24 protein-coding genes are annotated in these 23,507 nt (G+C 67.9%); 2 read left to right on the top strand and 22 right to left on the bottom strand.

Going from position 1 to position 23,507, the window contains the following annotated elements:
- The 19 genes from G3N98_RS28400 to G3N98_RS28310 form a co-directional block, all read right to left on the bottom strand.
- Positions 1-2,317 (bottom strand): MMPL family transporter (locus G3N98_RS28400; protein WP_206149971.1); only part of this gene is annotated, 2,317 nt, incomplete at its 3' end.
- A gap of 55 nt (positions 2,318-2,372) precedes the next feature.
- Positions 2,373-3,344 (bottom strand): YCF48-related protein, encoded by a 972-nt coding sequence (locus G3N98_RS28395; RefSeq protein WP_089429088.1) that lies wholly within the window; start codon positions 3,342-3,344, stop codon positions 2,373-2,375.
- 150 nt (positions 3,345-3,494) lie between these two features.
- Positions 3,495-4,700, bottom strand: a complete 1,206-nt coding sequence (locus G3N98_RS28390) for an acetyl-CoA C-acyltransferase (RefSeq protein WP_206149970.1) — start codon at positions 4,698-4,700, stop codon at positions 3,495-3,497.
- A gap of 17 nt (positions 4,701-4,717) precedes the next feature.
- Positions 4,718-5,203, bottom strand: a complete 486-nt coding sequence (locus tag G3N98_RS28385) for a MaoC family dehydratase (RefSeq protein ID WP_206149972.1) — start codon at positions 5,201-5,203, stop codon at positions 4,718-4,720.
- Entirely contained in the window at positions 5,203-6,003 is an 801-nt protein-coding gene (locus G3N98_RS28380) for an SDR family oxidoreductase (RefSeq protein ID WP_206149969.1), read from the bottom strand. Before G3N98_RS28380 ends, G3N98_RS28385 begins: the two co-directional genes overlap by 1 nt.
- Complete coding sequence (locus G3N98_RS28375) at positions 6,000-7,202, bottom strand: acyl-CoA dehydrogenase family protein (protein WP_206149968.1); 1,203 nt, start codon at positions 7,200-7,202, stop codon at positions 6,000-6,002. Before G3N98_RS28375 ends, G3N98_RS28380 begins: the two co-directional genes overlap by 4 nt.
- A complete protein-coding gene (locus G3N98_RS28370; RefSeq protein ID WP_206149967.1) occupies positions 7,199-8,437 on the bottom strand; it encodes an acyl-CoA dehydrogenase family protein in 1,239 nt (412 codons plus the stop codon). Before G3N98_RS28370 ends, G3N98_RS28375 begins: the two co-directional genes overlap by 4 nt.
- A 3-nt stretch (positions 8,438-8,440) precedes the next feature.
- The gene (locus tag G3N98_RS28365; protein ID WP_206149966.1) at positions 8,441-9,331 is read right to left on the bottom strand and encodes an SDR family oxidoreductase; all 891 of its coding nucleotides are present in this window, start codon (positions 9,329-9,331) and stop codon (positions 8,441-8,443) included.
- A gap of 33 nt (positions 9,332-9,364) precedes the next feature.
- On the bottom strand, positions 9,365-10,516 hold the full coding sequence (locus tag G3N98_RS28360) for an acetyl-CoA C-acetyltransferase (RefSeq protein WP_206149965.1): 1,152 nt from the start codon (positions 10,514-10,516) through the stop codon (positions 9,365-9,367).
- On the bottom strand, positions 10,516-11,583 hold the full coding sequence (locus tag G3N98_RS28355) for an acyl-CoA dehydrogenase family protein (protein ID WP_089442358.1): 1,068 nt from the start codon (positions 11,581-11,583) through the stop codon (positions 10,516-10,518). The genes G3N98_RS28360 and G3N98_RS28355 overlap by 1 nt, the downstream gene beginning before the upstream one ends.
- 35 nt (positions 11,584-11,618) lie before the next feature.
- A complete protein-coding gene (locus G3N98_RS28350) occupies positions 11,619-12,788 on the bottom strand; it encodes an acyl-CoA dehydrogenase family protein (protein ID WP_046547952.1) in 1,170 nt (389 codons plus the stop codon).
- Positions 12,785-13,594, bottom strand: coding sequence for an enoyl-CoA hydratase family protein (locus tag G3N98_RS28345; RefSeq protein WP_206149963.1), 810 nt, complete (start codon positions 13,592-13,594; stop codon positions 12,785-12,787). The genes G3N98_RS28350 and G3N98_RS28345 overlap by 4 nt, the downstream gene beginning before the upstream one ends.
- A 24-nt stretch (positions 13,595-13,618) precedes the next feature.
- A complete protein-coding gene (locus G3N98_RS28340) occupies positions 13,619-14,707 on the bottom strand; it encodes a nitronate monooxygenase (protein WP_089474985.1) in 1,089 nt (362 codons plus the stop codon).
- Positions 14,704-15,636 carry an enoyl-CoA hydratase gene (locus tag G3N98_RS28335; RefSeq protein WP_206149961.1) on the bottom strand — a complete coding sequence of 311 codons (933 nt, stop codon included), beginning with the start codon at positions 15,634-15,636 and terminating at the stop codon, positions 14,704-14,706. Before G3N98_RS28335 ends, G3N98_RS28340 begins: the two co-directional genes overlap by 4 nt.
- A gap of 8 nt (positions 15,637-15,644) precedes the next feature.
- Positions 15,645-16,442 (bottom strand): ketoacid CoA transferase, encoded by a 798-nt coding sequence (locus G3N98_RS28330; protein WP_206149960.1) that lies wholly within the window; start codon positions 16,440-16,442, stop codon positions 15,645-15,647.
- A 10-nt stretch (positions 16,443-16,452) separates the two neighbouring features.
- A complete protein-coding gene (locus G3N98_RS28325; protein WP_206149958.1) occupies positions 16,453-17,346 on the bottom strand; it encodes a CoA transferase subunit A in 894 nt (297 codons plus the stop codon).
- A gap of 9 nt (positions 17,347-17,355) precedes the next feature.
- Entirely contained in the window at positions 17,356-18,252 is an 897-nt protein-coding gene (locus tag G3N98_RS28320) for a VOC family protein (protein ID WP_089427358.1), read from the bottom strand.
- Positions 18,253-18,435: 183 nt separating this feature from the next.
- Complete coding sequence (locus G3N98_RS28315) at positions 18,436-18,852, bottom strand: type II toxin-antitoxin system VapC family toxin (RefSeq protein ID WP_226203062.1); 417 nt, start codon at positions 18,850-18,852, stop codon at positions 18,436-18,438.
- Entirely contained in the window at positions 18,839-19,075 is a 237-nt protein-coding gene (locus G3N98_RS28310) for a DNA-binding protein (RefSeq protein WP_206149956.1), read from the bottom strand. The genes G3N98_RS28315 and G3N98_RS28310 overlap by 14 nt, the downstream gene beginning before the upstream one ends.
- A gap of 394 nt (positions 19,076-19,469) precedes the next feature.
- Here G3N98_RS28310 and G3N98_RS28305 point away from each other — a divergent pair, with 394 nt between their 5' ends.
- A complete protein-coding gene (locus tag G3N98_RS28305; protein WP_206149954.1) occupies positions 19,470-20,696 on the top strand; it encodes an acyltransferase in 1,227 nt (408 codons plus the stop codon).
- 12 nt (positions 20,697-20,708) lie between these two features.
- On the opposite strand, the gene G3N98_RS28300 is transcribed toward G3N98_RS28305, so the two are convergent.
- Together G3N98_RS28300 and G3N98_RS28295 are read right to left on the bottom strand one after the other, a co-directional pair.
- Entirely contained in the window at positions 20,709-21,392 is a 684-nt protein-coding gene (locus G3N98_RS28300) for a hypothetical protein (protein WP_089475673.1), read from the bottom strand.
- Between the two features lie 461 nt (positions 21,393-21,853).
- The gene (locus G3N98_RS28295; RefSeq protein WP_206149952.1) at positions 21,854-22,153 is read right to left on the bottom strand and encodes a hypothetical protein; all 300 of its coding nucleotides are present in this window, start codon (positions 22,151-22,153) and stop codon (positions 21,854-21,856) included.
- Between the two features lie 242 nt (positions 22,154-22,395).
- Here G3N98_RS28295 and G3N98_RS28290 point away from each other — a divergent pair, with 242 nt between their 5' ends.
- On the top strand, positions 22,396-23,121 hold the full coding sequence (locus G3N98_RS28290) for a hypothetical protein (protein WP_174972541.1): 726 nt from the start codon (positions 22,396-22,398) through the stop codon (positions 23,119-23,121).
- 53 nt (positions 23,122-23,174) lie between these two features.
- Here G3N98_RS28290 and G3N98_RS39950 read toward each other — a convergent pair.
- Positions 23,175-23,507 (bottom strand): SDR family oxidoreductase (locus G3N98_RS39950; protein WP_241026118.1); only part of this gene is annotated, 333 nt, incomplete at its 5' end.

Here is a 23,507-nt window from a genome sequence, read left to right as displayed (position 1 = left end):
CGCCGAACAGGTTCACGAGGAACATGAACGCGAGCAGCACGCCCATGTCGACCTGGAACTTCAGCGCGGAGAACGCCCACGTGCCGACGCCGATGAACATCGTGACGGCCGTGAACAGCGCCGCCGTGCCGCGCTGGCGCATCGCGTCGGCGAAGGCGTCCGGCAGCGTCGCGCCGTGGCGGATGTCGTGCTGCAGGCGCTCGTACAGGTAGATCCCGTAGTCGACGCCCACGCCCACGCCGAGCGTGATCACCGGCAGCGTCGCGACCTTCAGCCCGATGCCGAGCCGCGCCATCACCGCATTGCACAGGATCGACACGAGCGTGAGCGGCACGATGATGCACAGCACCGCGCGCCACGAGCGGAACGTGACCGCGCAGAGCAGCGCGATCGCGCCGAAGATCGACAGCAGCATCGCGATCTCCGCGTCGCCGACGGCCTCGTTGGTCGCAGCCATCACGCCGACGTTGCCGCCCGCGAGCCGGAACGCGACGTTCGGCGTCGGGTTCTCGGCCGCGAAGCGCCTGATCTCGTCGACGATGTGCGCGATGGTCGTGCCTTCGTGGTTCTTCGTGTAGATCAGCACCTGGATCGCCTTGCAGTTCGCGGTGTTCATCCCGTTGTCGGGGTCGAATGCGTTGGAACCCTGCGTGAGCCCGTCGCTGGAACGCGGCAGCGCGGCCCAGCGCGGATTGCCCTCGTTGAACGCGGCGATGAACACCTTGCCCTGCGACGACACGCTCGTCACCGACTGCACGCCGGCCACGCCGCGCATGTTCATCTCGAACTTCTCGATCGCGCTCATCACCGGGTAATGCAGGCACGCGTCGTCGAAGCCGGTCGTCTCGACGATCACCGACAGCACGTCCACGCCGATGTTGTACTGGTGCGTGATCGCCGCGTTGTCGAGGTTGTAGCGCGAGTTCGCGCGCAGCTCCGGCGCGCCGGTGCCGATGTCGCCGATCTCCAGCCTGCGCGATTCGAGCGTGCCGTAGGCGAGCAGCGCGAGCGCCACCGCGAACACGCCGAGCGCCGGCGCCGGCCGGGCGAATACCGCGAAGCGCGACCACATCCGGCTGCCGCCGGCCGCCGCCGTGCGCTGCGCACGCGCCAGCGTGCCGCGCTCGAGGCGCGTGTACGACAGCAGGATCGGCAGGAACACCTTGTTCGTCACGATCATCAGCAGCACGCCGAGGCACGCGGTGATGCCGAGTTCGCGCACGATGTCGATCCGGATCCGCATGATCACCATGAAGCCGAGCGCGTTGGTCAGCAGCGCGACGGTGCCCGGCACGAACAGCTTGCGGAACGCGTCGCGCGCGGCATCGACCGACGACGCGCCGCGCACCAGCGCCTGCTTCCACGCGTTGGTCATCTGCACCGCGTGCGACACGCCGATCGAGAAGATCAGGAACGGCACGAGGATCGACATCGGGTCGATGCCGAGGCCGAGCAGCGGCAGCGCGCCGAGCAGCCACACGACCGGCAGCAGCGCGACGACGAGCGCCAGCACGGTGGTCTTCAATGAGCGCGTATAGGCGAACAGCAGCGCGGCCGTCACGAGGAACGCGAGCGCGAAGAACGCCATCACGCCCGCGATGCCGTTCTCGACGTCGCCCACCAGCTTCGCGAAGCCGATGATGTTCACGTCGATGCCCTGCTTCGCGTACTTCGCGCGGATCTCCTCCAGCTGGCGCGCGACCGCGCTGTAGTCGAGCCGCTTGCCGGTGGCCGGATCGGTCTCGCGCAGCTCCGCGCGGATCAGCGCCGACTTCAGGTCGTTGCCGACGAGGCGGCCGATCTGCCCGGAACGGGCGACGTTGCGGCGCACCTTCGCGAGATCGTCCGGGTTCGCGCTCGAGAACTGGCCCGGCACGACCACGTCGCCGCGAAAGCCGGCCTCGGTCACCTCGGTGTAGTGGACGTTCGGCGTGAACAGCGAGAACACGCGCGAGCGGTTCACGCCCGGGATGAAGAAGACGTCGTCGGTCGCGTGGCGCAGCGCGTCCATGAACGTCTGGTTGTAGATGTCGCCATCGCCCTTCCAGCGCAGGCTCACGAGGATCGTGTTGGCGCCGGGAAACGCGCCCGCATAGCGCTCGAACACCTGCATGTACGGGTGCTGCATCGGGATCATCTTGTTGAAGCCCGGATCGAGCTTCAGCCGCGTCGCGGACAGCCCGAGCGCGAGCGTCACCGCGACGCACAGCAGCATCAGCAGCTTGCGCCGGCGGATGATCGTGTCGGCGCAGCGCTCGACGAACGCGGCGAGGCGCGACGCGGGGACGACTTCAGGGGGGCGTGACAGGTCGTTCATGGAATTCTCTTGTCGATGCGAAACGAACGGGAGCAGGCAGCGGGACGGCCGCGCGTCAGGACGGCGTTGACGCGGCCGCGCCGGCGAGCGGCGCGACGCCGGCTTCGCCGCCGAGCAGCAGCGCGCCGTGGCCCATGTCGAGCACCGCCGCGAGGCTCTGCACGCCGCCGAGCTTGCGCACGTCGAAGGTCAGCCCGCCGTCGCGCGACGCGACGATCGCGCCGCCCTGGCCCACCAGCACCAGTTCGCCGTCGGCGAGCTGGGTCGCGCCGAAGTACGACACCGGCACGTGGCTGTCGACGTGCGTCCAGGTCGCGCCGCGATCGGTGCTGCGCACCACGTTGCCGCGCATCCCGTATGCGACCCAGTCGCCGTTCGCGAGCATCAGCGCGCCGAACAGCGAGCCGGCGTACGGCGACGGCAGCTTGTCCCACGTCGCGCCGTTGTCGGTCGAGCGCAGCAGCGTGCCGCTCTCGCCCGCGACCAGCAGGTTGCCGTGGCCGTCGCCGACGATCGCGTTCAGGTGACGGTCGCCGGCCGGGGTTTTCACGGTCTGCCAGGTGAGGCCCGCGTCGTCCGAGCGCAGCAGCTGGCCGAAGCTGCCGGCCGCGAACAGCGGGCCGCCGGCCGTGCCCCACACGGACAGCAGCGGATCGGCATGCGCGTGGTCCATGTGCACGTCGCGCCAGTGCAGGCCGGCGTCGTCGCTGCGCACGATCCGGCCGTCGTGGCCGACCGCGATGCCGAGCGTCGGCGTGATGAAGCGCACCTGCGTGAGCGTCGATGCGTGGTCGGGTGCGGTCGAGGCCGGCCGCCAGTGGGCGCCCGCGTCGTCGCTCAGCAGGATCACGCCGCGTTCGCCGACCGCGACGATGCGCGCGCCGGCCCGGGCGAGCCCGTTGATCTGCAGCCGGTCCGCGTGGATCGCGGTGACCGGGAACGCCGGCAGCGGGCGCGGCGAAAACGCGAACAGCGCGGCGCCGAGCACCAGCGCCGACATCGCGAGTCCGGGCAAAGTTCGTTTCATCGCTTGTCTCCTGTGTCTGCGTTCGACGACGGTTCGCGCCATCGCGCCCACCGCCGTCGCCTGCATGTCTCCGGGCCGTCGGTCGTTGCCGCGGCCTCGAATGGTCCTGAATGGCGGGCCGCTCGTGCGGCGCGGCCCGTCCGCGTGCCGCTACGCGCCGACTTCGAACAGCGCGGCGGCGCCCATCCCGCCGCCGATGCACATCGTCACGACCGCGTGCCGCACGCCGCGCCGCGCGCCTTCGAGCAGCGCGTGCATCGTCATCCGCGTACCCGACATCCCGAACGGATGGCCGAGCGCGATCGCGCCGCCATCGACGTTCAGCCGGTCGTCGGGAATGCCGAGCGTGTCGCGGCAATACAGCGCCTGGCACGCGAATGCCTCGTTCAGCTCCCACAGCCCGATGTCGCCGACGGTCATCCCGAAGCGCGCCAGCAGCTTCGGAATCGCGAACACCGGGCCGATGCCCATCTCGTCGGGCTCGCAGCCGGCCACCGCGAGGCCGCGGAATGCGCCGAGCGGCGTCAGGCCACGGCGTACCGCCTCGCTGCGCGACATCACGACGACGGCCGCCGCGCCATCCGACAGTTGCGACGCATTGCCGGCCGTCACGAACGCGCCCTGCTTGACGACCTTGCCGCCGCTCCATGACGGCTTCAGCCCGGCGAGCCGCTCGGCCGTCGTGTCGGCACGCACGCCTTCGTCGCGCGCGGCGTTTACATCCTCGAAGCCGGCCGGGTTGCCTTCCTTGTCGAACAGCGCGCGCCGCACGTCGAGCGGCGCGATTTCCGCGTCGAAGCGGCCGGCCGCCTGGGCGTCAGCCGTGCGCTGGTGACTCTGCAGCGCGAATTCATCCTGCGCGGCACGCGAGATCCCGTAGCGACGCGACACGATCTCGGCCGTTTCCATCATCGCCATGTACGCGGCCGGCTGGTGGTCGAGCACGGCCTGCGAGCGCGCGCGATACGCGTTCTTGTGCTTGTTCTGTGTGAGCGAGATCGACTCGACGCCACCCGCGACGACGATCCGCGCATCGCCCGCGCCGATGCTGCGCGCGGCGCTCGCGATCGACATCAGGCCCGACGAGCACATGCGGTCGATCGCCATGCCGGGCACCGACGCCGGCAGCCCCGCCGCCGCCGCCGACAGGCGGCCGATGTTGTAGCCCTGCGTGCCCTGCTGCGCGGCGCAGCCGATCAGCACGTCGTCGACGTCGGCCGGCGCGACGCCCGCGCGTTCGAGCGCGGTGCGCACGACGTGGCCGCCCAGCGCGGGCGCCTCGGTGTCGTTGAACATGCCGCGAAACGCCTTGCCGATCGGCGTGCGTGCGACGGAAACGATGACTGCGTCTTCCATGTGTCTGCTCTCTGAAACTAGAAGTAGTAGCGGCTGATCGTGTCGGCCACGCAGCCGGGCTTCGCTTCGCCTTCGATCTCGACGGTCACGCGAATCCATGCCTGCACGCCGCCTTCGAGCGGCTCGACGCGCAGCAGCTCGCCGACGCCGCGCACGCGCGCACCGACCTTCACCGGTGCGGGGAAACGGATCCTGTCGCAGCCGTAGTTGACGCCGAGCCGCGCGCCGTCGATCCGCACGATCTGCGGCAGGAAATAATTGACGAGCGACAACGTCAGGTACCCATGCGCGATGCATGCGCCGAACGGGCCGTCCTTCGCGCGTACCGGGTCGACGTGCACCCACTGGTGGTCGCCCGTCGCGTCGGCGAAACCGTCGATGCGGAGCTGGTCGATCGCGAGCCATGCGCTTGCGCCGAGCGTGTCGCCGACGGCCTCTGCCAGTTCGCCGGGATGCGCGAACACGCGGGGCGTCGCGCGCACGGGGTCGAGGGTCGTGCTCATCATGCGTGCTGGCTGCTGACCGACAGCACTTCGCCGGTCATGTACGACGCGTAATCGCTTGCAAGGAACACCATCACGTTCGCGACCTCCCAGACTTCGGCGGCGCGCCCGAAGGCTTCGCGCGACGCCAGTTGATTCAGCAGGTCGGCCGGGGCCGACTTCTTCAGAAAATCGTGCATCGCGATGCTCGGTGCGACCGCGTTGATGCGCACGCCGTACGGCGACGCCTCGAGCGCCGCGCAGCGCGTGAGCGCCATCACGCCCGCTTTCGCCGCCGCGTAGTGCGCCTGTTCCGCCTGCGCGCGCCAGCCGAGCACCGATGCGTTGTTGACGATCGCGCCGCGGCCTCGGGCCTGCATGTGCGGCAACATCGCGCGCGTCATCCGGAACGTCCCGGTCAGGCTAATGTCGATCACGCGCGACCATTCGGCATCGTCCATATCGACGATGCGGGTCGAGCCGCCGAGCCCCGCGTTATTGATCAGCACGTCGACGCCGTCGAGCTTGTCCTGCGCTTCGGCAACCAGCGCCTGCACGTCGGCCTCCACCGAGACATTGCACAGGCGGCCGTAGACCTGTTGCAGCCCCGTTTCGGCGCGCAGCGTCTCGACCGCCTGTTCGAGGCGCTTTTCGTGGATGTCGGAGATGAACAGCGCGCGGCAGCCTTCTTCCGCGCAGCGGCGCGCGGCCGCGAAGCCGATGCCGGCGCCGGCGGCCGCCGTGATCAGCACCGATTTGCCGGCGAGCAGCTGGTGGCCCGGCACGTAGGCCGGCGCTTTCTGGATCTGGGGTTCGGTCATGCTGTTCCTCTGGCTTCCCTGGGCATGCCGAGCCCGCGCTCGGCCATGATGTTGAGCTGGATTTCGTTGGTGCCCGCGTAGATCGTGTCCGCACGGGAGAACAGGAACACGCGCTGCAGATGGGTGAGTTTTTCGTCGGCCGGGTCGATCACGTTCGCGCGCGGGCCCAGTGCGTCCATCGCGAGCTGGCCGAGGTCGCGGTGCCAGTTCGACCAGAAATACTTGTAGATCAGCGCCTCGCGGCGCAGCGGCGTGCCGGCGCCGGCATCCGTGCCGTCCGCGCCGGACAGCATCCGCAGCGCGTTGTAGCGCATCACGCGCAGCCCGGCCCACGCGCGGCCGATCCGCTGGCGCAGCACCGGGTCGCGGTCCGCGCCCGATTCGTGCGCGGCGTCGATCACCCATTCGAGTTCGCGGACGAACTGCATCTGCTGGCCGAGCGTCGACATCCCGCGCTCGAAGCCGAGCAGCGTCATCGCGATCCGCCAGCCGTCGCCGGGTGTGCCGACGAGGTCGCGGGCTTGAGCGCGTGCGCCGTCGAAGAACACTTCGTTGAATTCGGCACCGCCGTTGAGCTGCCTGATCGGCCGGATCTCGATGCCCGGCTGGTCGAGCGGCATCAGCAGGAACGACAGCCCCTTGTTGCCCTTCGATGCGGGATCGGTGCGCGCGAGCACGAAGATCCAGTCGGAATCGTGCGCGAGCGACGTCCAGACCTTCTGGCCGTATACACGCCACGTGCCATCCGCATCCTGTTCGGCACGCGTGCGCACGTTGGCGAGGTCGGAACCCGCGCCGGGCTCCGAATACCCTTGGCACCAGAACTGTGTGCCGGCCAGGATGCCGGGCAGGAAGCGCGCGCGCTGGTCGTCGGTGCCGCACGCGACGAGCGTCGGCCCGAGCAGCCCTTCGCCGATGTGCCCCATCCGCCCGGGGCCGCCCGCGCGTGCGTATTCCTCATGGAAAATCACCTGCTCGGCGACCGAGAAGCCGCGCCCGCCGGCGTCCGTCGGCCAGCCGAGCCCGGTCCAGCCGCCCTTCGCCAGTTCCTGTTCCCACGCCTTGCGCAGCTCGGGCCACGCTTCCTCGTCGCCGGGGCCGCCGCGGTATTTCAGGCATGCGAAGTCGCCGGTCAGGTGCGACTGCACCCAGTCGGCCACTTCGTGCCGCAATTGCTGTTCGCGCGTTTCGCTGTTCATTGCAGGGCTCCTGCGCGTGCGGCCGATGGGCGCGATGCCATCGCGGCGGCGGGGGCGAACGCTGCGTCGCGATGCGATGCGCCGCCGTCGATCGCATGGGTCGCGATCCATTCGAGCAGTTGCGGCGTGCTGCCGAACTGCGCACCCGATGCCTGTGCGCGCTTGAAATAGAGATGCGGGTCGTATTCCCACGTAAAGCCGACGCCGCCGTGCAGCTGAATCGCTTCCTGCGCGCAGAACGCATACGCGTCGTTCGCGGCGGATTTCGCGGCGGCGATGTCGGCACGCAATGCGTCGCTCGGCTGCGTGCTGCCGGTTTCGGCATCCCACGCGTGTGCAGCCCCGAGCACGGCCGATCGCGCCGACTCGATCAGCACCATCATCTGCGCGCAGCGGTGCTTGACGGCCTGGAACGACGCGATCGCACGGCCGAACTGCACGCGCTGGCTCGTGTAGTCGAGCGTCAGGTCGAGGCATTGCTGGGCACCGCCGAGCTGTTCGGCGGCCAGCGCGAGTGTCGCGAACCAGGCGGTGCGTTCCAGCACCTGCGCCGCCGCCGTGCCGCACGCGAGCAGCGCGTCGCGGCTCATGCGGGCTTCGTCGAATACCACGCGCGCGATCGGCCGTGTCGCGTCGAGCGTGTCGAGCGACGTGACTTTGAGCCCCGATGCCGTTGCGACGTCGATCGCGAACAGGCCGATCGATTGCCCTTCGTTCGCGATCCGCGCGGGCACCAGCAGCAGGTCGGCACGCGCACCGTCGATTACCTGTTCGAGCGTGCCGGACAGCGTGTAGCCGCCCGCCGCTTCTTCCGCGACGACCGGCAACGACCGCGAAACGGTCGGCAAGTCGAACGGCAGCGCCAGCGTCGCGCTGCATGCGCCTTCTGCGATCTTCGCGAGCCAGCCGCTTGCCAGGGGTGTATCAGCGAAGCCAGCGAGCGCGGTCGCCGCGAGGCACGCCGTCGAAAAATACGGCACGCAAGCCACGCGCCGGCCGAGCTGTTCCATCAGTATGGTTTGCTCGACCGCACCGAGCCCCAGCCCGCCGGCCGCCTCGGGCAATGCGAGCGCATTCCAGCCGAGTTCGCCGGACAGCGCAGCCCACAGCGCATCGTCGCGGCCGGCCGACTGCTCGAGCGCGCGGCGCACGTCGGCAGACGCGCTGCGTTCGGCGAGCACGTCGGCCGCCGCGTCGCGGATCATCGCCTGTTCGTCGGTGAGCGCCAGATCCATTTCTCAGCTCCCGTACACGCGCTGCGCCGGACGCGCACCGGCGAGCAGCTGCGCCACCGCCGGGCCGACCTCGGCCGCTTCCCAGCGCGCGCCACGATCGACGCTCGGGCCGGTGCGCCAGCCTTCCGCGACCGCGATCATCCCGCCCGCGACCTCGAACACCTGGCCCGTCACGTCGGCCGACAGCGCGCTGCCGAGCCACACGACCAGCGGCGCGACGTTGGCCGGATCGAAATAGTCGAAGCCGCCGTCCTCGGGCTTCTTCATCATGTCGGCGAACACGCCTTCCGTCATCGACGTGCGCGCGGCCGGTGCCAGCGCGTTCACGCGCACGCCGTAGCGCTGCAGCTCGGCCGCCTGCATCAGCGTGAGCGCGGCGATCCCGGCCTTCGCCGCGCCGTAGTTCGACTGGCCGATCGAGCCTTGCAGCCCGGCGCCCGAACTCGTGTTGACGATCCGCGCGTCGACCGGGTTGCCGGCCTTCGCCGCGTCGCGCCACACGCGCGCCAGCACGCTCGACAGGCAGAAGTGGCCGCGCAGGTGCACGCGCATCACGTCGTCCCAGTCGGTTTCGGTCATGCTCGTGAACATCTTGTCGCGGCAGATGCCCGCGTTGTTGACGAGCACGTGCACGTCGCCGAATGCTTCGCGCGCCGCGTCGACGATACGCTGCGCGGTGTCGACCTGCGTGATGTCGTCCGCATTCGCGAGCGCGCGGCCGCCGCCGTTTTTGCCTCGACTGGCGATCTCGTCGACGACCGCTTGCGCGGCGTCGTGCCGGATGTCGTTGACGACGACCGCCGCGCCTTCGGCCGCGAACGCCAGCGCGTATTCGCGCCCGAGCCCGCCGCCCGCGCCGGTGATGATGACGGTGCGTCCGTTACAGATTCCCATGCTTGTGCCTCGTGGATCGTGAAGGTGACGCGCTCACAGGCGCTCGATGATCGTGACGTTCGCGAGACCGCCGCCTTCGCACATCGTCTGCAGCCCGTAGCGGCCGCCCGTGCGTTCCAGTTCGTGCAGCAGCGTCGTCATCAGCCGTGCGCCGGTCGCGCCGAGCGGATGGCCGAGCGCGATCCCGCCGCCGTTCGGGTTGGTCTTTTCGTGCGGGAACCGCGTGTCGGCGAGCCAGGCCTGCGCGACCGATGCGAATGCCTCGTTCATCTCGACGACGTCGATCCGGGACCAGTCGAGGCCGCTCTTCTTCAGCGCCGCCTTCGTCGCGGGAATCGGCGCGGTGAGCATCCACAGCGGATCGTCGCCGAGCACGCTCAGGTGATGGATGCGTGCGCGCGGCGTGAGGCCGTAGCGCGTCAACGCCTCCTCCGACACGATCAGCAGCGCCGCCGCCGCGTCGCAGGTCTGGCTCGCGACGGCGGCCGTCAGCGAACCGCCCGGCGTCAGCGGTTCGAGCGTCGCCATCTTTTCCAGCGACGTATCGGGGCGCGGTGTTTCGTCGTGCATCACGCCTTCGAGCGGCACGATTTCCCGCTTGAAATGCCCGGCCTCGATCGCCGCAACCGCACGGCGGTGGCTCTCCAGCGCATAGCGCTCCATCGCGTCGCGCGACAGGTTCCAGTGATCGGCGATCCGCTGCGCGGCGACGAACTGCGACACCGGCGCATCGCCGAAGCGCACGCGCCAGCCGGTGCTGCCCGAGAACGGGTCGTTGAAGCCGAGCGGCGCGGCGCAGGTCATCGCGGACGAGATCGGAATCTGCGTCATCGTCTGCACGCCGCCGGCCACCACCACATCCTGCACGCCGCTCATCACCGCCTGCGCGGCGAAGTGCACGGCCTGCTGCGACGAGCCGCACTGGCGATCGACCGTCACGCCCGGCACCTGCAGCGGCAGCCCCGCTGCGAGCCAGCAGGTGCGCGCGATGTTGCCCGCGAGCGGGCCGATCGTGTCGACGCAGCCGAACACCACGTCGTCGTATTCATCGGCGGGAATCGCGTTGCGCTCGACCAGCGTCTTCAGCACGAAGCCGCCGAGGTCCGCCGCATGCACGTGCGCGAGCCCGCCCTTGCGGCGGCCGGTCGGCGTGCGCAGCGCGTCGACGATATAGGCTTGTCTCATCAGTTCAATTCCTCGAGGTCGAAGGTCTGCGCGGGGCCGATCGGCAACGCGTCGCCGAGGATCGCGTCGGCCACGCGGGCCTTGTGGAACGCGCTGTCGCCCCAGCTGCCGGACAGCGCCCAGATGCGTTTCATGAAGATCTGCAGGTCGAGCTCCCACGTGTAGCCGATCGCGCCGTGCACCTGCATCGAGTGGCGTGCGGCCAGTTGCGCGGCCGACGTCGCCGCGAGCTTCGCGTGCGACACGAACACCGCGCGCTGCGGGTGGTCGTCGGCAATCGCCTGCGCGGCGCGCGCGACCACCGGCCGCGCGAACTCGTAGCGGATCGCGACATCGGCGAGCAGGTGCTTGAGCGCCTGGTACGAACCGATCGCCTTGCCGAACTGCTTGCGCTGCGCGCTGTAGTCGATCGCCACATCGAGCACACGCTGCGTGAGGCCGAGCAGCTGTGCGGCGACCGCGAACGCGCCGTGGTCGAGCGCGCGGTTCAGCAGCGGCGCGGCCTCATCGGCGCTCGCGATGCGCGTGGCCGCCGACGGTTCCCAGTCGAGCGTGAACAGCCGCCGCGACGGGTCGACGCTGTCCACCGCGCGCCATGCGCACTGCGCCGGGTCGACGCGGTGCAACTCGCCACGGTGCTCGCACAGCAGCGTCTGCGCGACATGCACGTCGGCCGCATACGGATTCACCGGATGCACGAGCGCGACGCGCGCGCGCCCTTCGGCGATGTCGCGCAGCAGCGCGTCGCGCCAGTCGCTCGCCGGCAGCCGCGCGAGCACGCCGGCCGACACGAGCGCCGTATCGAGCAGCGGTTCGGGGCTGCCGAAATAGCCGTAGGCCTGCGCGAGCAGCGCCCATTCCGCTTCGGTCAGGCCGAGGCCGCCGTGCGCCTCGGGCACCGACACGGCGGTCAGCCCCTGCGATGCGAACAGCGCCCACAGGTCGTCCGAGCGCCCGGTCGGCGTGGCCCACAGCTCGCGAATCAGCTCGGGCGTCATCTCGGTCATCAGCAGGCGCTTCACGCTGTCCGCGAGCGCTTCCTGGTCTTCATCGAATACGAAATCCATACGATGTCCGTTCTGTAAGGGTGGCGCCGGCGCGCTTACGCGCGCGGCATGCCGAGCATCCGTTCGGCGACGATGTTGCGCTGGATCTCGTTGGTGCCCGCGTAGATCGTGCCGGCCTGCGCGAACAGGAAGCCGTCGAGCCAGTGGCCGAGCGTCGCGTGCTGCGCGGCCGTCTGCGGGACGACCTCGCCGTGCGCGCCGAGGATGTCGAGCGCGGTCTGGTGCATGCGCAGATCGAGTTCCGACCAGAACACCTTGTTGGTGCTCGACTCCGCGCCGATATGGCCGCCCTTCAGCAGCCGGCTCGCGGTCGCGTAGGTCGACAGCGCATAGGCCTGCGCATCCATCCACGCCTGCACCACGCGCTCGCGCAGCGTCGGATCGCGGTCGGCGCTGTCGCGGTGCGCGAGATACAGGTCGCGCAGCGCCTGCGCGGTGCGCTGGAACCGTGCCGGTGAACGCAGCATCAGCCCGCGCTCAAAACCGGCCGTCGCCATCGCGACCTGCCAGCCCGCGCCTTCGGCCGCGAGACGGTTCTCGACCGGCACACGCACGTCGTCGAAGAAGATTTCCGCGAAGCCGGTCTGCCCGTTCAGCTGGCGGATCGGCCGCACCGTGATGCCCGGCGCGGACAGCGGCACCATCAGGAACGTGAGCCCGTGGTGGCGCGACGATTCGGGATCGCTGCGGAAGAGGCCAAACAGCCAGTCGGCCCATACCGCGCGCGTCGACCAGATCTTCTGGCCGTTCAGCACGTATTCGTCGCCGATGCGGGCGGCCGTCGTGCGGATCGCGGCCATGTCCGAGCCCGCGTTCGGCTCCGACCAGCCCTGCGCCCACACGTGCTCGCCGGCCGCCATCGCGGGCAGGAAGCGCGCCTTCTGCTCGGCCGTGCCGAAATCCATCAGCGTCGGGCCGAGCAGGAAGATGCCGTTCTGGTTCACGCGCATCGGCGCGTCGGCGCGCCAATATTCCTCCTCGAAGATCAGCCACTCGATCAGGTCGCAGCCGCGCCCGCCAAGTTCGCGCGGCCACGTGACCATGCTCCAGCGGCCGGAGTGCAGCGTGCGCTCCCATTCGCGGTGCGCGGCGAAGCCTTCCTCGGTGTCGAAGCTCGGCAAGCGCTCGCGCGGCACGTGCGCCGCGAGCCATGCGCGGATCTCCGCGCGAAACGCCTGTTGCTGCGGCGTATAGGTCAGGTTCATGCGCGTGCCTCCTCGGCGGTTGCCTGCGCATCGAAACGCGCATCGCGCTTCTCGACGAACGCGGCACGCGCTTCCGTCGAGTCGTTCGTCATGTACGCCTGCAGCGTGAAGCCCTGCTCCCAGCGGTACTTGTCCTCGAGATCGCCGTCCTCGACGCCGTTCAGCGCCTCCTTCGCGAGCCGCACCATCGCCGGGCTCTTCTCCGTGATCTTGCGGGCGATCGCGAGCGCCGCGTCGTGCAGCGCGTCGCGCGTCACGACCTGCTCGACCGCGCCGAGCCGGTACGCTTCCGCCGCGTCGATCATGTCGCCGGTGAAGTACATCGCGCGCACCTTCTGCACGCCGAACAGCCGCTGCAGGTGCGCGCCGCCGCCCATCGCGCCGCGGTCGATCTCGGGCACGCCGAAACGCGCGCAGTCGGCCGCGACGACGATGTCCGCCGCGCCGCAAATGCCGATCCCGCCGCCGAGCACGAAGCCGTGCACGGCCGCGATCACCGGCTTCGGGTTGCGGTGCACGGCGCGGAACGTCTCGTAGTTGCCCGCGTTGACCGCCACGATCCGCTCCGGATGCGCGGCCAGTTCCTTGATGTCGACGCCCGCGCAGAAGCCGCGCCCTTCGCCGCGTACGACGATCACGCGCACGTCGTCGTCCTCGCCCAGCGCATCGAGCGCGCGCGAGAGCGCATGCCAACCCTGTGCGTCGAGCGCGTTCACGGGCGGATGGGCGATCACCAGTTCGGCGATGCCGTCGGCACGATCGATCCGGAACGGCATTGCGCCGGCCGGTTGGTTGGATGCAGTCATCTCCAAAGCCTCCCTGTTATGTTTTCACGCAGCCTGTGCGGCCGGCGCGCCGCGCAGCGCGGCCAGTGCGTCGAGCCGCTCGCCGGCTTCCGCGACGATCCGTGCGATCAATGCGTCGCACGATTCGATCGCGCCGATCATCGCGGCCGCCTGGCCGCTCGGCAGCACGCCTTCATCCGGGCGGCCCTCGACGATCGCGCGCTGGATCAGGAACGGCGCGTTCGCGGCCATCAGCGTCTGGCTGGCGGTGTAGTCATGCGAGCGCAGTGCCTTGAGCGCGAGGCCGAGCATGTCGCCCGTGCTCAGGCCGTTCTGGCGCCGCCAGGCTTCCGCCGTCTTCAACGCGAACCACGTGCGGCGCAGCGGGCCGAAGCGTTCGAGCTTCAGCAGATACGGGTTGTCGATCATCCGTTGCGGCAGCCCGTCGAGCGCGTCCGATACGCGGATGCGCGCCGGGTCGCCGACCGCGACGTAGCGCTCGAGCGTCTCGCGCGGCACCGGCGATTCGGCGCTCATCAGGAAGCGCGTGCCCATCGCGATGCCGGCCGCGCCATACGCGAGCGCGGCCGCCAGCCCGCGCCCGTCGAAGAACCCGCCGGCCGCGACCACCGGCACGCGTACCGCGTCGAGCACCTTCGGCAGCAGCAGCGTGGTCGGCACCGAGCCGGTGTGGCCGCCGCCTTCCGCGCCCTGCACCGTCACGATGTCCGCGCCGAGTTCGACCGCTTTCGCCGCATGCTTCGGTGCGCCGACGGTCGGCATGCAGACGATGCCGGCATCCTTGAAGCGGCGGATCGTCTTCGCATCGGGCCCGCGGCCGTAGCTCACCGCGCGCAGCCGGTGCTTGATCGCCAGCTCGACGACCTGCTGCGCGTTCTTCTGGAACATGTGGAAGTTGATGCCGAACGGCTGGTCCGTCAGCGACTTCACTTTCAGGATCTCGGCCTCGACCTGGTCGGGTTCGAGCGTCGCGCCGGCCAGGAAGCCGAAGCCGCCCGCGTTGCCGGTGGCCGCGACGAGCCGGGCATCGGCCACCCAGCCCATCGCGGTCTGCACGATCGGATAGCGACAGCCGAGCAGGTCGCACAAAGGCGTATGCAGCGTCGTGCTCATGCGGCGGCTCCGTTGACGGCAACCGGCGCCGGTGCCGGCTCCTGTGCCTCGCTACGGTTCGCACCATTCGGCTGGCGCTGCGAGCTGGCCATGCTGCGCGCGTCGTAGCCGCCGAGGCGGTCGCCGCTCACCAGTTCGTTGTGCGCATGCGCAAAGTGATGCCACGCGAACGCCGCGTCCATCGCCGCGCGCTTGCCCTGCAGTTCCTCGACGTGGTTCAGCGCCTGCTTGGTCAGCGTGAGCCCGAGGCGCGGCATCGTCGCGATCTTCGCGGCGATCGCATAGGTCGCGTCGCGCAGCCGCTCGCGCGGCACCACACGGTTGACCATCCCCATCTGGTACGCGCGCTCGGCCGGCATCCGCTCGCCGAGGAACAGGAACTCCTTCGCGATGCGCGGGTTGAGCTCGTATGCATGTGCGAAATACTCGACGCCCGGAATCCCCATCCGCACGACCGGATCGGCGAAGAACGCATCCTCGGACGCGACGATCAGGTCGCACACCCACGCGAGCATCAGGCCGCCGGCGATGCACGCGCCCTGCACCATCGCGATCGTCGGCTTCGGCAGGTCGCGCCAGCGCCGGCACATCCCGAGGTACACCTCCTGCTCGCGCGCATAGAGGAATTCGCCGCCTTCCTTGTCGACGTGGTCGTACCACAGCGACGCGCGGTCGAACGACTCGTGGATGTCGCGGCCCGGCGTGCCGATGTCGTGGCCCGCCGAGAAATGCTTGCCGGCGCCCGCGAGCACGATCGCCTTCACCGCGTCGTCGTGCGCCGCGCGCCGGAACGCCGCGTCGAGCGCATACGTCATCTTCGAGTTCTGCGCGTTGTGATACTCGGGGCGGTTCATCGTGATCGTCGCGATGCCATCCTCGACCGCGTAGTCGACGACACCGTCGCCGAAGGCCACCTGGGTCGCTTCCATGTCGGACCTCATCCCCGGCGCGGCGCCGGATTGTTGCGCACGATCGTCGCGCGCAGGTTGTGCGGATCGAGCGCACGGACGATGCGCAGGTCTTCCGCGCTCGGCGGGGCCGTCGTGCCGAGGTCGGGTGCGGCGACCAGCGGGAAGCCCGTCGCGTCCTGCACCTCGTCGAAGCTCACGCCCGGATGCAGCGACTGCACGCGGATCGCATGGTCCCGCCCGCCGAAATCCATCACGCACAGGTCGGTGACGATGCTGCGCAGGTCGACGAAGGTCTTCATGCCGGGCAGCCGGCGCGCCGGGTTGTAGCCGACCGTGCACACCATGTCGACTTCGCTCTCGACGAACGTGCGCTTGCCGTGGCCGCTGACGAAGAACGAATTCGCGTGGTTCGTCGTGTTGCCGGGGAAGCCGCGTGCGCCGAGCAGCTGGGTTTTCGGGCGCGCGTAGTCGTCGCCGAGCCACGAGATGTTGGCCTGGCCGAAACGGTCGATCTGCGTCGGCATCACGAGCGCATGGCGGCGGCCGTGCCACAGGCAGTCGAACACGCGCTCGTAGGTCATCCAGCCGCTCGCCTTCACGCGATAGCCGTCGGGGCGGGGCCCAAGCGGCACCGGCTCCTCGACGAGATAGGCTTCGCCGTCGGTCAGCATCAGCCCGTTGTTGTACGCGAGCCGCGCGAGGCCGGCCGCGAGCCGCGGGCCCGTGCCGATGCCGGTCGCCAGCACTTCACCGTCGTCGCGCCAGAGTCGCGCGGACGCGACGATCATCAGTTCCGCGAGGGAATGGTCGAGAGATTCGCTCACAGGCGCTCCTTTACAGAATCGGCAACGGCAGCGTCGTCACGTGCGACAGGCCGCCGACGCCTTCGAGGTACCGGCGTTCGTCCTGGCCGACCACGTCGCGCAGGTACGCCGTCGTTTTCGCGTCGTCTTCCGCACTCGCGCAGTACGCGCGCAGGTGCGGCAGGTCCCAGCCGTAGGCCGGCGCGCACGACGTCGGGTGCGCGCCGCCCGGCGCATGCACGACGCCGCTGACGAGCGAGCGTTCGAACGGGTTGCGTTTGGCGGCGTCGAGGTCTTCGCTCGCGAGCGATGCGTCGACCGTTTCCGCCGACACGTAGCAGCGCTGTGCGGCCCGCGCCATCCACGCATCGAAGAACGGATCGGGGCCGTCGATGCGCGTGTTGCCCATCCGGTCGGCCGCGTTCACGTGCAGCAGCGCGACGTCGAGGTCGATCGCGGGCATCGCGAGCAGCGTCTCGCCGTCGTCGTACGGCGATTGCACGGTGCGCAGTTGCGGCGCGTGATCGAGCAGCGCGGTGCCGAGCCCGGCACGCGTCGGCAGGAACGGCAGGCGCGCGGCGGCCGCGCGCAGGCCGAGCTGCAGCATCCCTTCGTCGAGTTCGAGCACGTCGACGCGGCCCTGCTCGCGGGCCCGCCGGAAATGCGGTTCGAGCGGAATCACGTCGAGCGACACGAAGCCGAACACCACCTTGCGCACCTTGTCCGCCGCGCACAGCAGGCCGACATCGGCGCCGCCGTACGCGACGATCGTCAGGTCCTTCAGGTTCGAGCGCGCGATCTCGCGCACCAGCGCCATCGGCTTGCGCCGCGGCCCCCATCCGCCGATGCCGATCGTCATGCCGTCGGCGAGTTGCGCGACCACGTCGCGCGCGGACATCGTCTTGTCGAGAGGTTTCATCGTCATCGTGCTGGCTTACCGGTATCCGATGCTGAAATCGTGGCCCCACTGGCTCACCTTCGTGGCCTCGAACACCGCGTGCTTCGACCAGTCGACCGTGAGGCCGCCGAAGCCGTATTCGAGATCGAAGCCGCCGGGGGTCTTCATGTAGAAAGAGATCATCTGGTCGTTGCAGTGACGGCCGAGCGTCGCGGACAGCTTCACGTCGTGCGCGGCCACGCGATCGAGCGCGCGGCCCACTTCGTCCATCGAGCCGACTTCCGCCATCACGTGCACGCAGCCCGACGGCACGGCCATCTCGAACAGCGCGAGGCTGTGATGGCGCGCGTTGCGGCAGTGCATGAAGTGGATGCGCTTCTCGGGTTCGGCCGGATCGGGCGTGAACTTCACGCGAAAGATGTCGGACAGCTCGAAGCCGAGCACGCCGCGCACGAACGCGTCCGTCGCGTCGAACTGCGGCGCGGGCAGCACCGCGTGGCCGAGCCCCATGTCGCCGGTGACGAAGTGCGAGACGCCCAGCGGCGACACGAAGCGGCGGAAGTCGCAGCGCGCGCCCCAGTACAGCTCGTGGCGGTTGCCGGACGGGTCGGTGCACCACGCCATCGCCTGCACGCGGCGCAGCGCGGCTTCGTCGCGGGTGGCGCGCACCGGCTCGACGCCCGCCCGCTGCAGTGCCGCCAGCGCGGCGTCGAACGCGGCGCCGTCGGGCAGTTCCCAGCCCGACGCGAAATAGCGGTCGGTCGAGCCGGGAACGATCACGTAGCGGAAATCGCGCTCGTCCATCTTCAGGTACAGCGCGCCGTCGGGCGCGTCGAGCGCCTGCATGCCCAGCACGTCTTCCGCGTAGCGGCGCCACGCATCGACGCGCGTCGCCTCGACGACGACATAGCCAAGCGCACGGACATCGATCATGTCGGCCTCCTCCTGGTTCAGAATCCGTTGTTCGTGAAAGGATTCTGGCCGGTCGGGGGTGGTGTTACATCGTCTGTTGGGACGAGAGGCGGCGGGGAATTGGCACGGCGCAGGCGCGCGCGGAAGCCCGGTGGGACGGGCTACGGGGAGCAGGTGCGGGTTGCCGCAGGGCGGCAGCCCGGGTCAGTCGAACGGGTTCAGCAGCCGGACGCCGGTGCGGGCGAAATCCGCGACGTTGCGCGTGACCACGGTGAGATCGTTGATCAGCGCGGTGGCCGCGATCAGCTTGTCGAGTTCGTGCGTCGGATCGGGCACGCGCAAATGCCCCCACATCTGGCTGATCTCGATGTCGACCGGCAGGATGTTCGGCGCATAGCCGGACAGGATGGTCGCCATCCAGGCCTCGAGCGCCGACGCCTGAGGATGATCGCCGCGATGTCGAATCAGATCGACGCCGCGGCGAAGTTCAGCAACCGTCACGACGGACAGGTAAAGCGGGCTTGCGTCCGCCGCGGCCTGCGTGAAGAATGCCCGCACGCCACGGTTGGTGCGCTTGCCCTTCCTGATTTCGCTGATGATGTTCGTATCAATCAAATACACGCCTGGCCTCGCCGGAATCCTGAATACGTTGAAAATCCGCGTCGTCGCCAACATCGGGCATGCTCATCAGCACTTGCGCAAATGTCTTTCGCTTCGGCCGGCCGAGCGCATCGGCCAGGATGGCCCGATGTTCGGCCTCGGCACTCCTGCCATTTGCCGCAGCCTGCTCGCGCAGGCTCTGAACGATACTGTCATCCACGTTACGCACCAGTAGATTTGCCATGAATTCCTCCATCCGGATTTGCTATCAATGATAGCGCCAACAGGATGAAGTGCAAGCATTGCTATCATCTTGAAGACGGACGGACGGAGGACGATGTCGGCGCCGGCCCGCGGTAACGGGCGGATGAATCCGCCCACCTCCCGCCGCCGGCCCGACGCATCGAACTGCTGTCGCCCAAGGTAAACCGGGGCGGGGCGATGCGAAAGACAGCCGAATGGCCAGTCTCCGACGGGCAGCCGGCCCTCACTCATCCGCTCTGCGGCCATCGGCGTCGTTTGATACCATCGAAACCATGAGACTGGCGATAGAACGCCGAGCAAAGCGCGCAGAAGACCTTGCATCGACGCGGATCATCCGTGCCTGAAATCCCGATCAAGACACGAGACGCCTTTCAGTGGACTTCGTTACGCCTTCTTTCGACACCCTCCTTTCCCCGACTCCCGACAAACTCTACTTCCCGGCCTGCCTTGCGGCCGTGGCGATCATCGCGTGGTTCATCGCGCGACACACGCCGTTCTACCGGTTCGCCGTCGACCAGTCGCTGTCGATGCGCTATCGCAACCTGGACGGATTCCGCGGCATCCTCGCCACCTCCGTCGTCTTTCATCACTTCGCGTGCAACCAGGGTCTGCTCACGACCGGAAGCTGGGGCACGAGCCCCGGCTTCCTGCGCAATCTCGGGACGATTCCCGTCGCGATGTTCTTCATGGTCACCGGTTTCCTGTTCTGGGAACGCGCGTGCAAGGGCACGCTCGACGTCCGGACCTTCTTCGTCGGGCGCGTGCGGCGCGTCGCCCCGCTCTATCTCGCTTGCGCGATCGTCATCGTCGTCTGCACGCTGGTCTGGTTTCCCCGCCACGTCGTGGACGCGCCGACGCAGTTGCTGGCCGACGTGCTCAAGACCGTGTCGCTCGGCTGGTTCGGCGCGTTCCCGATCAACGGCGCCCAACACACCAGCTATCTGAGCGGCGTCTGGTGGACGCTCGGATATGAATGGCGGTTCTATGCCGTCGTTCCGTTTCTCGCGTGGTTCGTCGCGACGCATGCGTGGCGCAAGCTGTTCGCGCTCGCGATCGTCACGATCTGCGCGACGCTGTTCGGGCAGCCTGGCAGCCTGGCCCTGCTGTTTGCGCTCGGTGCCGTGGCATTCGAGCTGTCGCGGCACCCCGCCATCCGCGCGCGGCTCGACACGAAATCGGCCGCCACTGTCGCGTTGCTGATCCTTGCCGTCGCCCCGAGCCCGGGTGAACGCTATTCGATCGAGGGCGTGTTGCCGCTGCTGCCCGTGTTCGTCTGCGTCGCGTGCGGGAACACGTTCTACGGCGTGCTCAAGACCCGGCCACTCGCGTTGCTCGGCACGGTCAGCTTCAGCATCTACATGATCCACATGGTGATCGTGTACATGCTGATCCACGCGATCGACCGGTTCGTTTTCCAGATCGGTTCCGCGGACGACCTGCAACGCTGGATGCTCTCGCTTGGATGCGCGCTGGTCGCGGTACTTTGTGCGTTGCTGACCTATCGCTACATCGAGCATCCATTCATCGCGAAACGCAGCAGCGCGCGTCCGGCACACCGATCGGTACCGCCCGAGCGCGAGCGTCACACGGCCACGCCGTGACCTGCCCACCACTCAGAACCGATACGAAATCCCGATCTGCAACACCGGGTACCACCGATAGCGCGACATCACCTGCCGCAGCGAATCCAGCCCGCTCGCGGCCAGGACCTGGCTCTTCGCCGGCCCGGCCGCGGCCGCCAGTTCCGGCGACAGCGTGTACGAACATTTCGGTATCCCGTACGCCACGCCAAGATCCGCGACGAAGCCCAGCCCCTTCGACGCCGGCCGGTGCCCGTAGCCGATCCCGAAGTACGGCATCACGGTCGGATAGCGCGCTTCCGCCACCGCGTTCATCCCCGGCATCGCCGGATAGCGCTTGCCGCCGAACACATAGGAGCCGTTGGTCGGCACCGATACGCCACGGAGTTCGTCGTCGTTGAAGCGCAGGCCGAGCGTCGCCCGGAAGCCGCTGCCTCGCCATGGAAAGATGTCCGCGTACAGGCCGCCCTGGCGCAGCTTCAGGTCGTCCTGATAGCGATTGCCGGCTACCGTGAAGTCATGCGAAAGATCGATCGCATTGAAGTCCGCATGCGCACCGAGCATCGAATTGAAGCTCACGGCTGCGCCGATGCCGACGCCCTGCGTGCCGCCTTGCAGGTAGATCTCCTGCGCGAGTACATGCATGCTCGCGGCGCACGTCACCGCGACCGCTACCCATTGGTTCACCGTCGTTTTCACGGGCGCCTCCCCCGACATGTGCCGGGCGCGCCTCGCCAACGCATGCGACCTGCGCCGCCACGCGTGACGCGAACCCCGGCACGACACCTTGCAAGCACGCTTGCTGTTCGACGGACCGGGAGCGCGTTGCCCCTTGCGCATGGCCGATACGACATGCGCGGCATGTACGCCGCTCCAGGCGGCGCCCACGCCCCGATCCGATTCCCCGTTTGTTTCGATGTCGCTGCGTGCCGCCGATGCGTTCATGGTGGTTGCGTGTTTCGTTTGCACCGGCGGCACCGGGTCAATCGCAAAGCGCGTGCCATGCGGCGCAAATCGAAGCGGGACATGCGTCATCACCGAACGCGGGCAGTCGCGCGGCGTGTAATCGGAGGAAATGTTTCAGGAACGCATCGTTATTCGGCAGACGAAGCCGGCACACGCGATCCGATGTGTCCGCATCGATGCCGCAATGCGTGTTGAACGAGGTAGGGCGGCCTTCAGCGCATGCGAGTCGTCGTTGCCGTCAAGCGCATGCGACGCAATGCGTGGACGAAACGTTGCAAGGATGTGACCGCGCGCGGCTCGAGCGCGTGGCCGACGTGCGATCGCACGTGGCAATTCAGGGTGAATACGGGTGCCGGCGCGTGTTTTCCATCTGAATGCAACCACGACGCTCCAACTTGTTGGCTTTCCAGATCACCAACCAAACGAAGCAGCTTGGTACAATCCATCGACCAAGACCAAGCCGATTTATAAATCAATCCGGCCACCGGAAAATTGCAGACGAGGCATTCCACGTCGAATATCCGCGGCAACCATCGGCAATTCATAAGACCAATCGATTAGCGGGGGAAATGTGAAACACATCGCAATTCTTTTGTTGGTAGCAGCCACTGTTGCTGGTTGCAATTCGAAACAATCCGACAACAGCACTCAGTCGTCAGCAACGAGCCCCAGCACATCAAGCGATACTTCCACGCCGCAGCAACCGCCTCCAGTGGTGGCCCCTGCGCCGCCTCCCCCTTCACACAACTACGCCATGAGCCAAGATGGCACGTATGGTTACGAGCCTGCGCTTAGTGAAGACGACGTGAGAGCAGGAAAGGCCACGAAGGCGCTTGTCATGATGCGCTACGTTGGACTTAGGGATGGCAGCTATATTCTGCTCCTGGTCGATGAAGACAACCCGAACATTTCGAATCGCATTACCTGTTCGGCCCCGTGCAATTTCGCCAAGTCGCAAACCATGGCTGGTGATTCGATTCTTAAAACTGAAACAGTACGGGTTGTACCTAATTCCCTGATCGGCGCGATGGTCGAAGACGCGATGTCGGGGCAACTGACACCTTATGGTCAACGCACGGCAACGTTGCCCCAACCTCAACAATCATCTACTACGGCAATCTCGACGCAATCGAACTTGCCTGCTGCTCAGCCGGTGGCAAATCAACCAGCAAGCGATGCAGCAGCTTCACCGCTGCAACAAACAAGCTTCGACTGTGCCAAAGCCAAGTCCATTCCAGAATTTCTGATCTGTCACGATGCCGATCTTGCGGCTTCAGATCGGGATCTTGCCGCGACATATCAACAAGCGAAAGATGCCGTCATCGACAAGACCGCCTTTGTTGAGCGGACACGAAAGCAGTGGAATTTTCGCGAGAAGAATTGTCGAGACAAGGACTGTCTGACATCGTGGTACGCGTATCAGAAGCGCGTTCTGACGAAGATCGCCCAAACCGGCGATGTCAACGTTCAAGACAACTGACGCGACTCGGGCGACGCTGAAGCCTGCTCGTCCGAGCAGGCTTTTTGTACCCGTTACAACCCATACCCCCCAGACACATTCAACTGCTGCCCGGTAATGTAATTAGCCCGGTCCGACGCCAGAAAAACCGCCGCCCGCCCGACATCGTGCGCCTTCCCCCAGCGCTTGAGCGCGAGCATCTTCTGCGTCTCGTCGATCCACGCCTGATCGAACTGCCCCTGTTCGAGCAGCACCGGAAACATCCCGGCCTCGATCACGCTGACCTTACCCCGCCGAGTACACCATTCGTAAGTTAGTGGGCTCGCCGGTTTTCGGTTGATGCAGTTGCCGGAATTGGTCCGGCGCCAGTTGCCCAAGGGCACTATGCGGACGCACCGAGTTGTAGT

It is taken from the genome of Burkholderia sp. Tr-20390, from assembly GCF_017104595.1.
Lineage (GTDB): Bacteria > Pseudomonadota > Gammaproteobacteria > Burkholderiales > Burkholderiaceae > Burkholderia.
The sequence above is the reverse complement of the archived record's forward strand: the minus strand, read 5'-3'. Positions and strand labels throughout refer to the sequence as shown.

What these genes read in the sequence shown, in the direction of transcription:
- G3N98_RS28300 (WP_089475673.1), bottom strand. Translation starts at nt 21,392, where the DNA reads ATGTCGGGGGAGGCGCCCGTGAAAACGACGGTGAACCAATGGGTAGCG.
- G3N98_RS28375 (WP_206149968.1), bottom strand. Translation starts at nt 7,202, where the DNA reads ATGAACAGCGAAACGCGCGAACAGCAATTGCGGCACGAAGTGGCCGAC.
- G3N98_RS28320 (WP_089427358.1), bottom strand. Translation starts at nt 18,252, where the DNA reads ATGATCGATGTCCGTGCGCTTGGCTATGTCGTCGTCGAGGCGACGCGC.
- G3N98_RS28385 (WP_206149972.1), bottom strand. Translation starts at nt 5,203, where the DNA reads ATGAGCACGACCCTCGACCCCGTGCGCGCGACGCCCCGCGTGTTCGCG.
- G3N98_RS28355 (WP_089442358.1), bottom strand. Translation starts at nt 11,583, where the DNA reads ATGGATTTCGTATTCGATGAAGACCAGGAAGCGCTCGCGGACAGCGTG.
- G3N98_RS28350 (WP_046547952.1), bottom strand. Translation starts at nt 12,788, where the DNA reads ATGAACCTGACCTATACGCCGCAGCAACAGGCGTTTCGCGCGGAGATC.
- G3N98_RS28380 (WP_206149969.1), bottom strand. Translation starts at nt 6,003, where the DNA reads ATGACCGAACCCCAGATCCAGAAAGCGCCGGCCTACGTGCCGGGCCAC.
- G3N98_RS28340 (WP_089474985.1), bottom strand. Translation starts at nt 14,707, where the DNA reads ATGAGCACGACGCTGCATACGCCTTTGTGCGACCTGCTCGGCTGTCGC.
- G3N98_RS28335 (WP_206149961.1), bottom strand. Translation starts at nt 15,636, where the DNA reads ATGGAAGCGACCCAGGTGGCCTTCGGCGACGGTGTCGTCGACTACGCG.
- G3N98_RS28395 (WP_089429088.1), bottom strand. Translation starts at nt 3,344, where the DNA reads ATGAAACGAACTTTGCCCGGACTCGCGATGTCGGCGCTGGTGCTCGGC.
- G3N98_RS28365 (WP_206149966.1), bottom strand. Translation starts at nt 9,331, where the DNA reads ATGGGAATCTGTAACGGACGCACCGTCATCATCACCGGCGCGGGCGGC.
- G3N98_RS28370 (WP_206149967.1), bottom strand. Translation starts at nt 8,437, where the DNA reads ATGGATCTGGCGCTCACCGACGAACAGGCGATGATCCGCGACGCGGCG.
- G3N98_RS28310 (WP_206149956.1), bottom strand. Translation starts at nt 19,075, where the DNA reads ATGGCAAATCTACTGGTGCGTAACGTGGATGACAGTATCGTTCAGAGC.
- G3N98_RS28345 (WP_206149963.1), bottom strand. Translation starts at nt 13,594, where the DNA reads ATGACTGCATCCAACCAACCGGCCGGCGCAATGCCGTTCCGGATCGAT.
- G3N98_RS28290 (WP_174972541.1), top strand. Translation starts at nt 22,396, where the DNA reads ATGAGCCAAGATGGCACGTATGGTTACGAGCCTGCGCTTAGTGAAGAC.
- G3N98_RS28360 (WP_206149965.1), bottom strand. Translation starts at nt 10,516, where the DNA reads ATGAGACAAGCCTATATCGTCGACGCGCTGCGCACGCCGACCGGCCGC.
- G3N98_RS28390 (WP_206149970.1), bottom strand. Translation starts at nt 4,700, where the DNA reads ATGGAAGACGCAGTCATCGTTTCCGTCGCACGCACGCCGATCGGCAAG.
- G3N98_RS28325 (WP_206149958.1), bottom strand. Translation starts at nt 17,346, where the DNA reads ATGACGATGAAACCTCTCGACAAGACGATGTCCGCGCGCGACGTGGTC.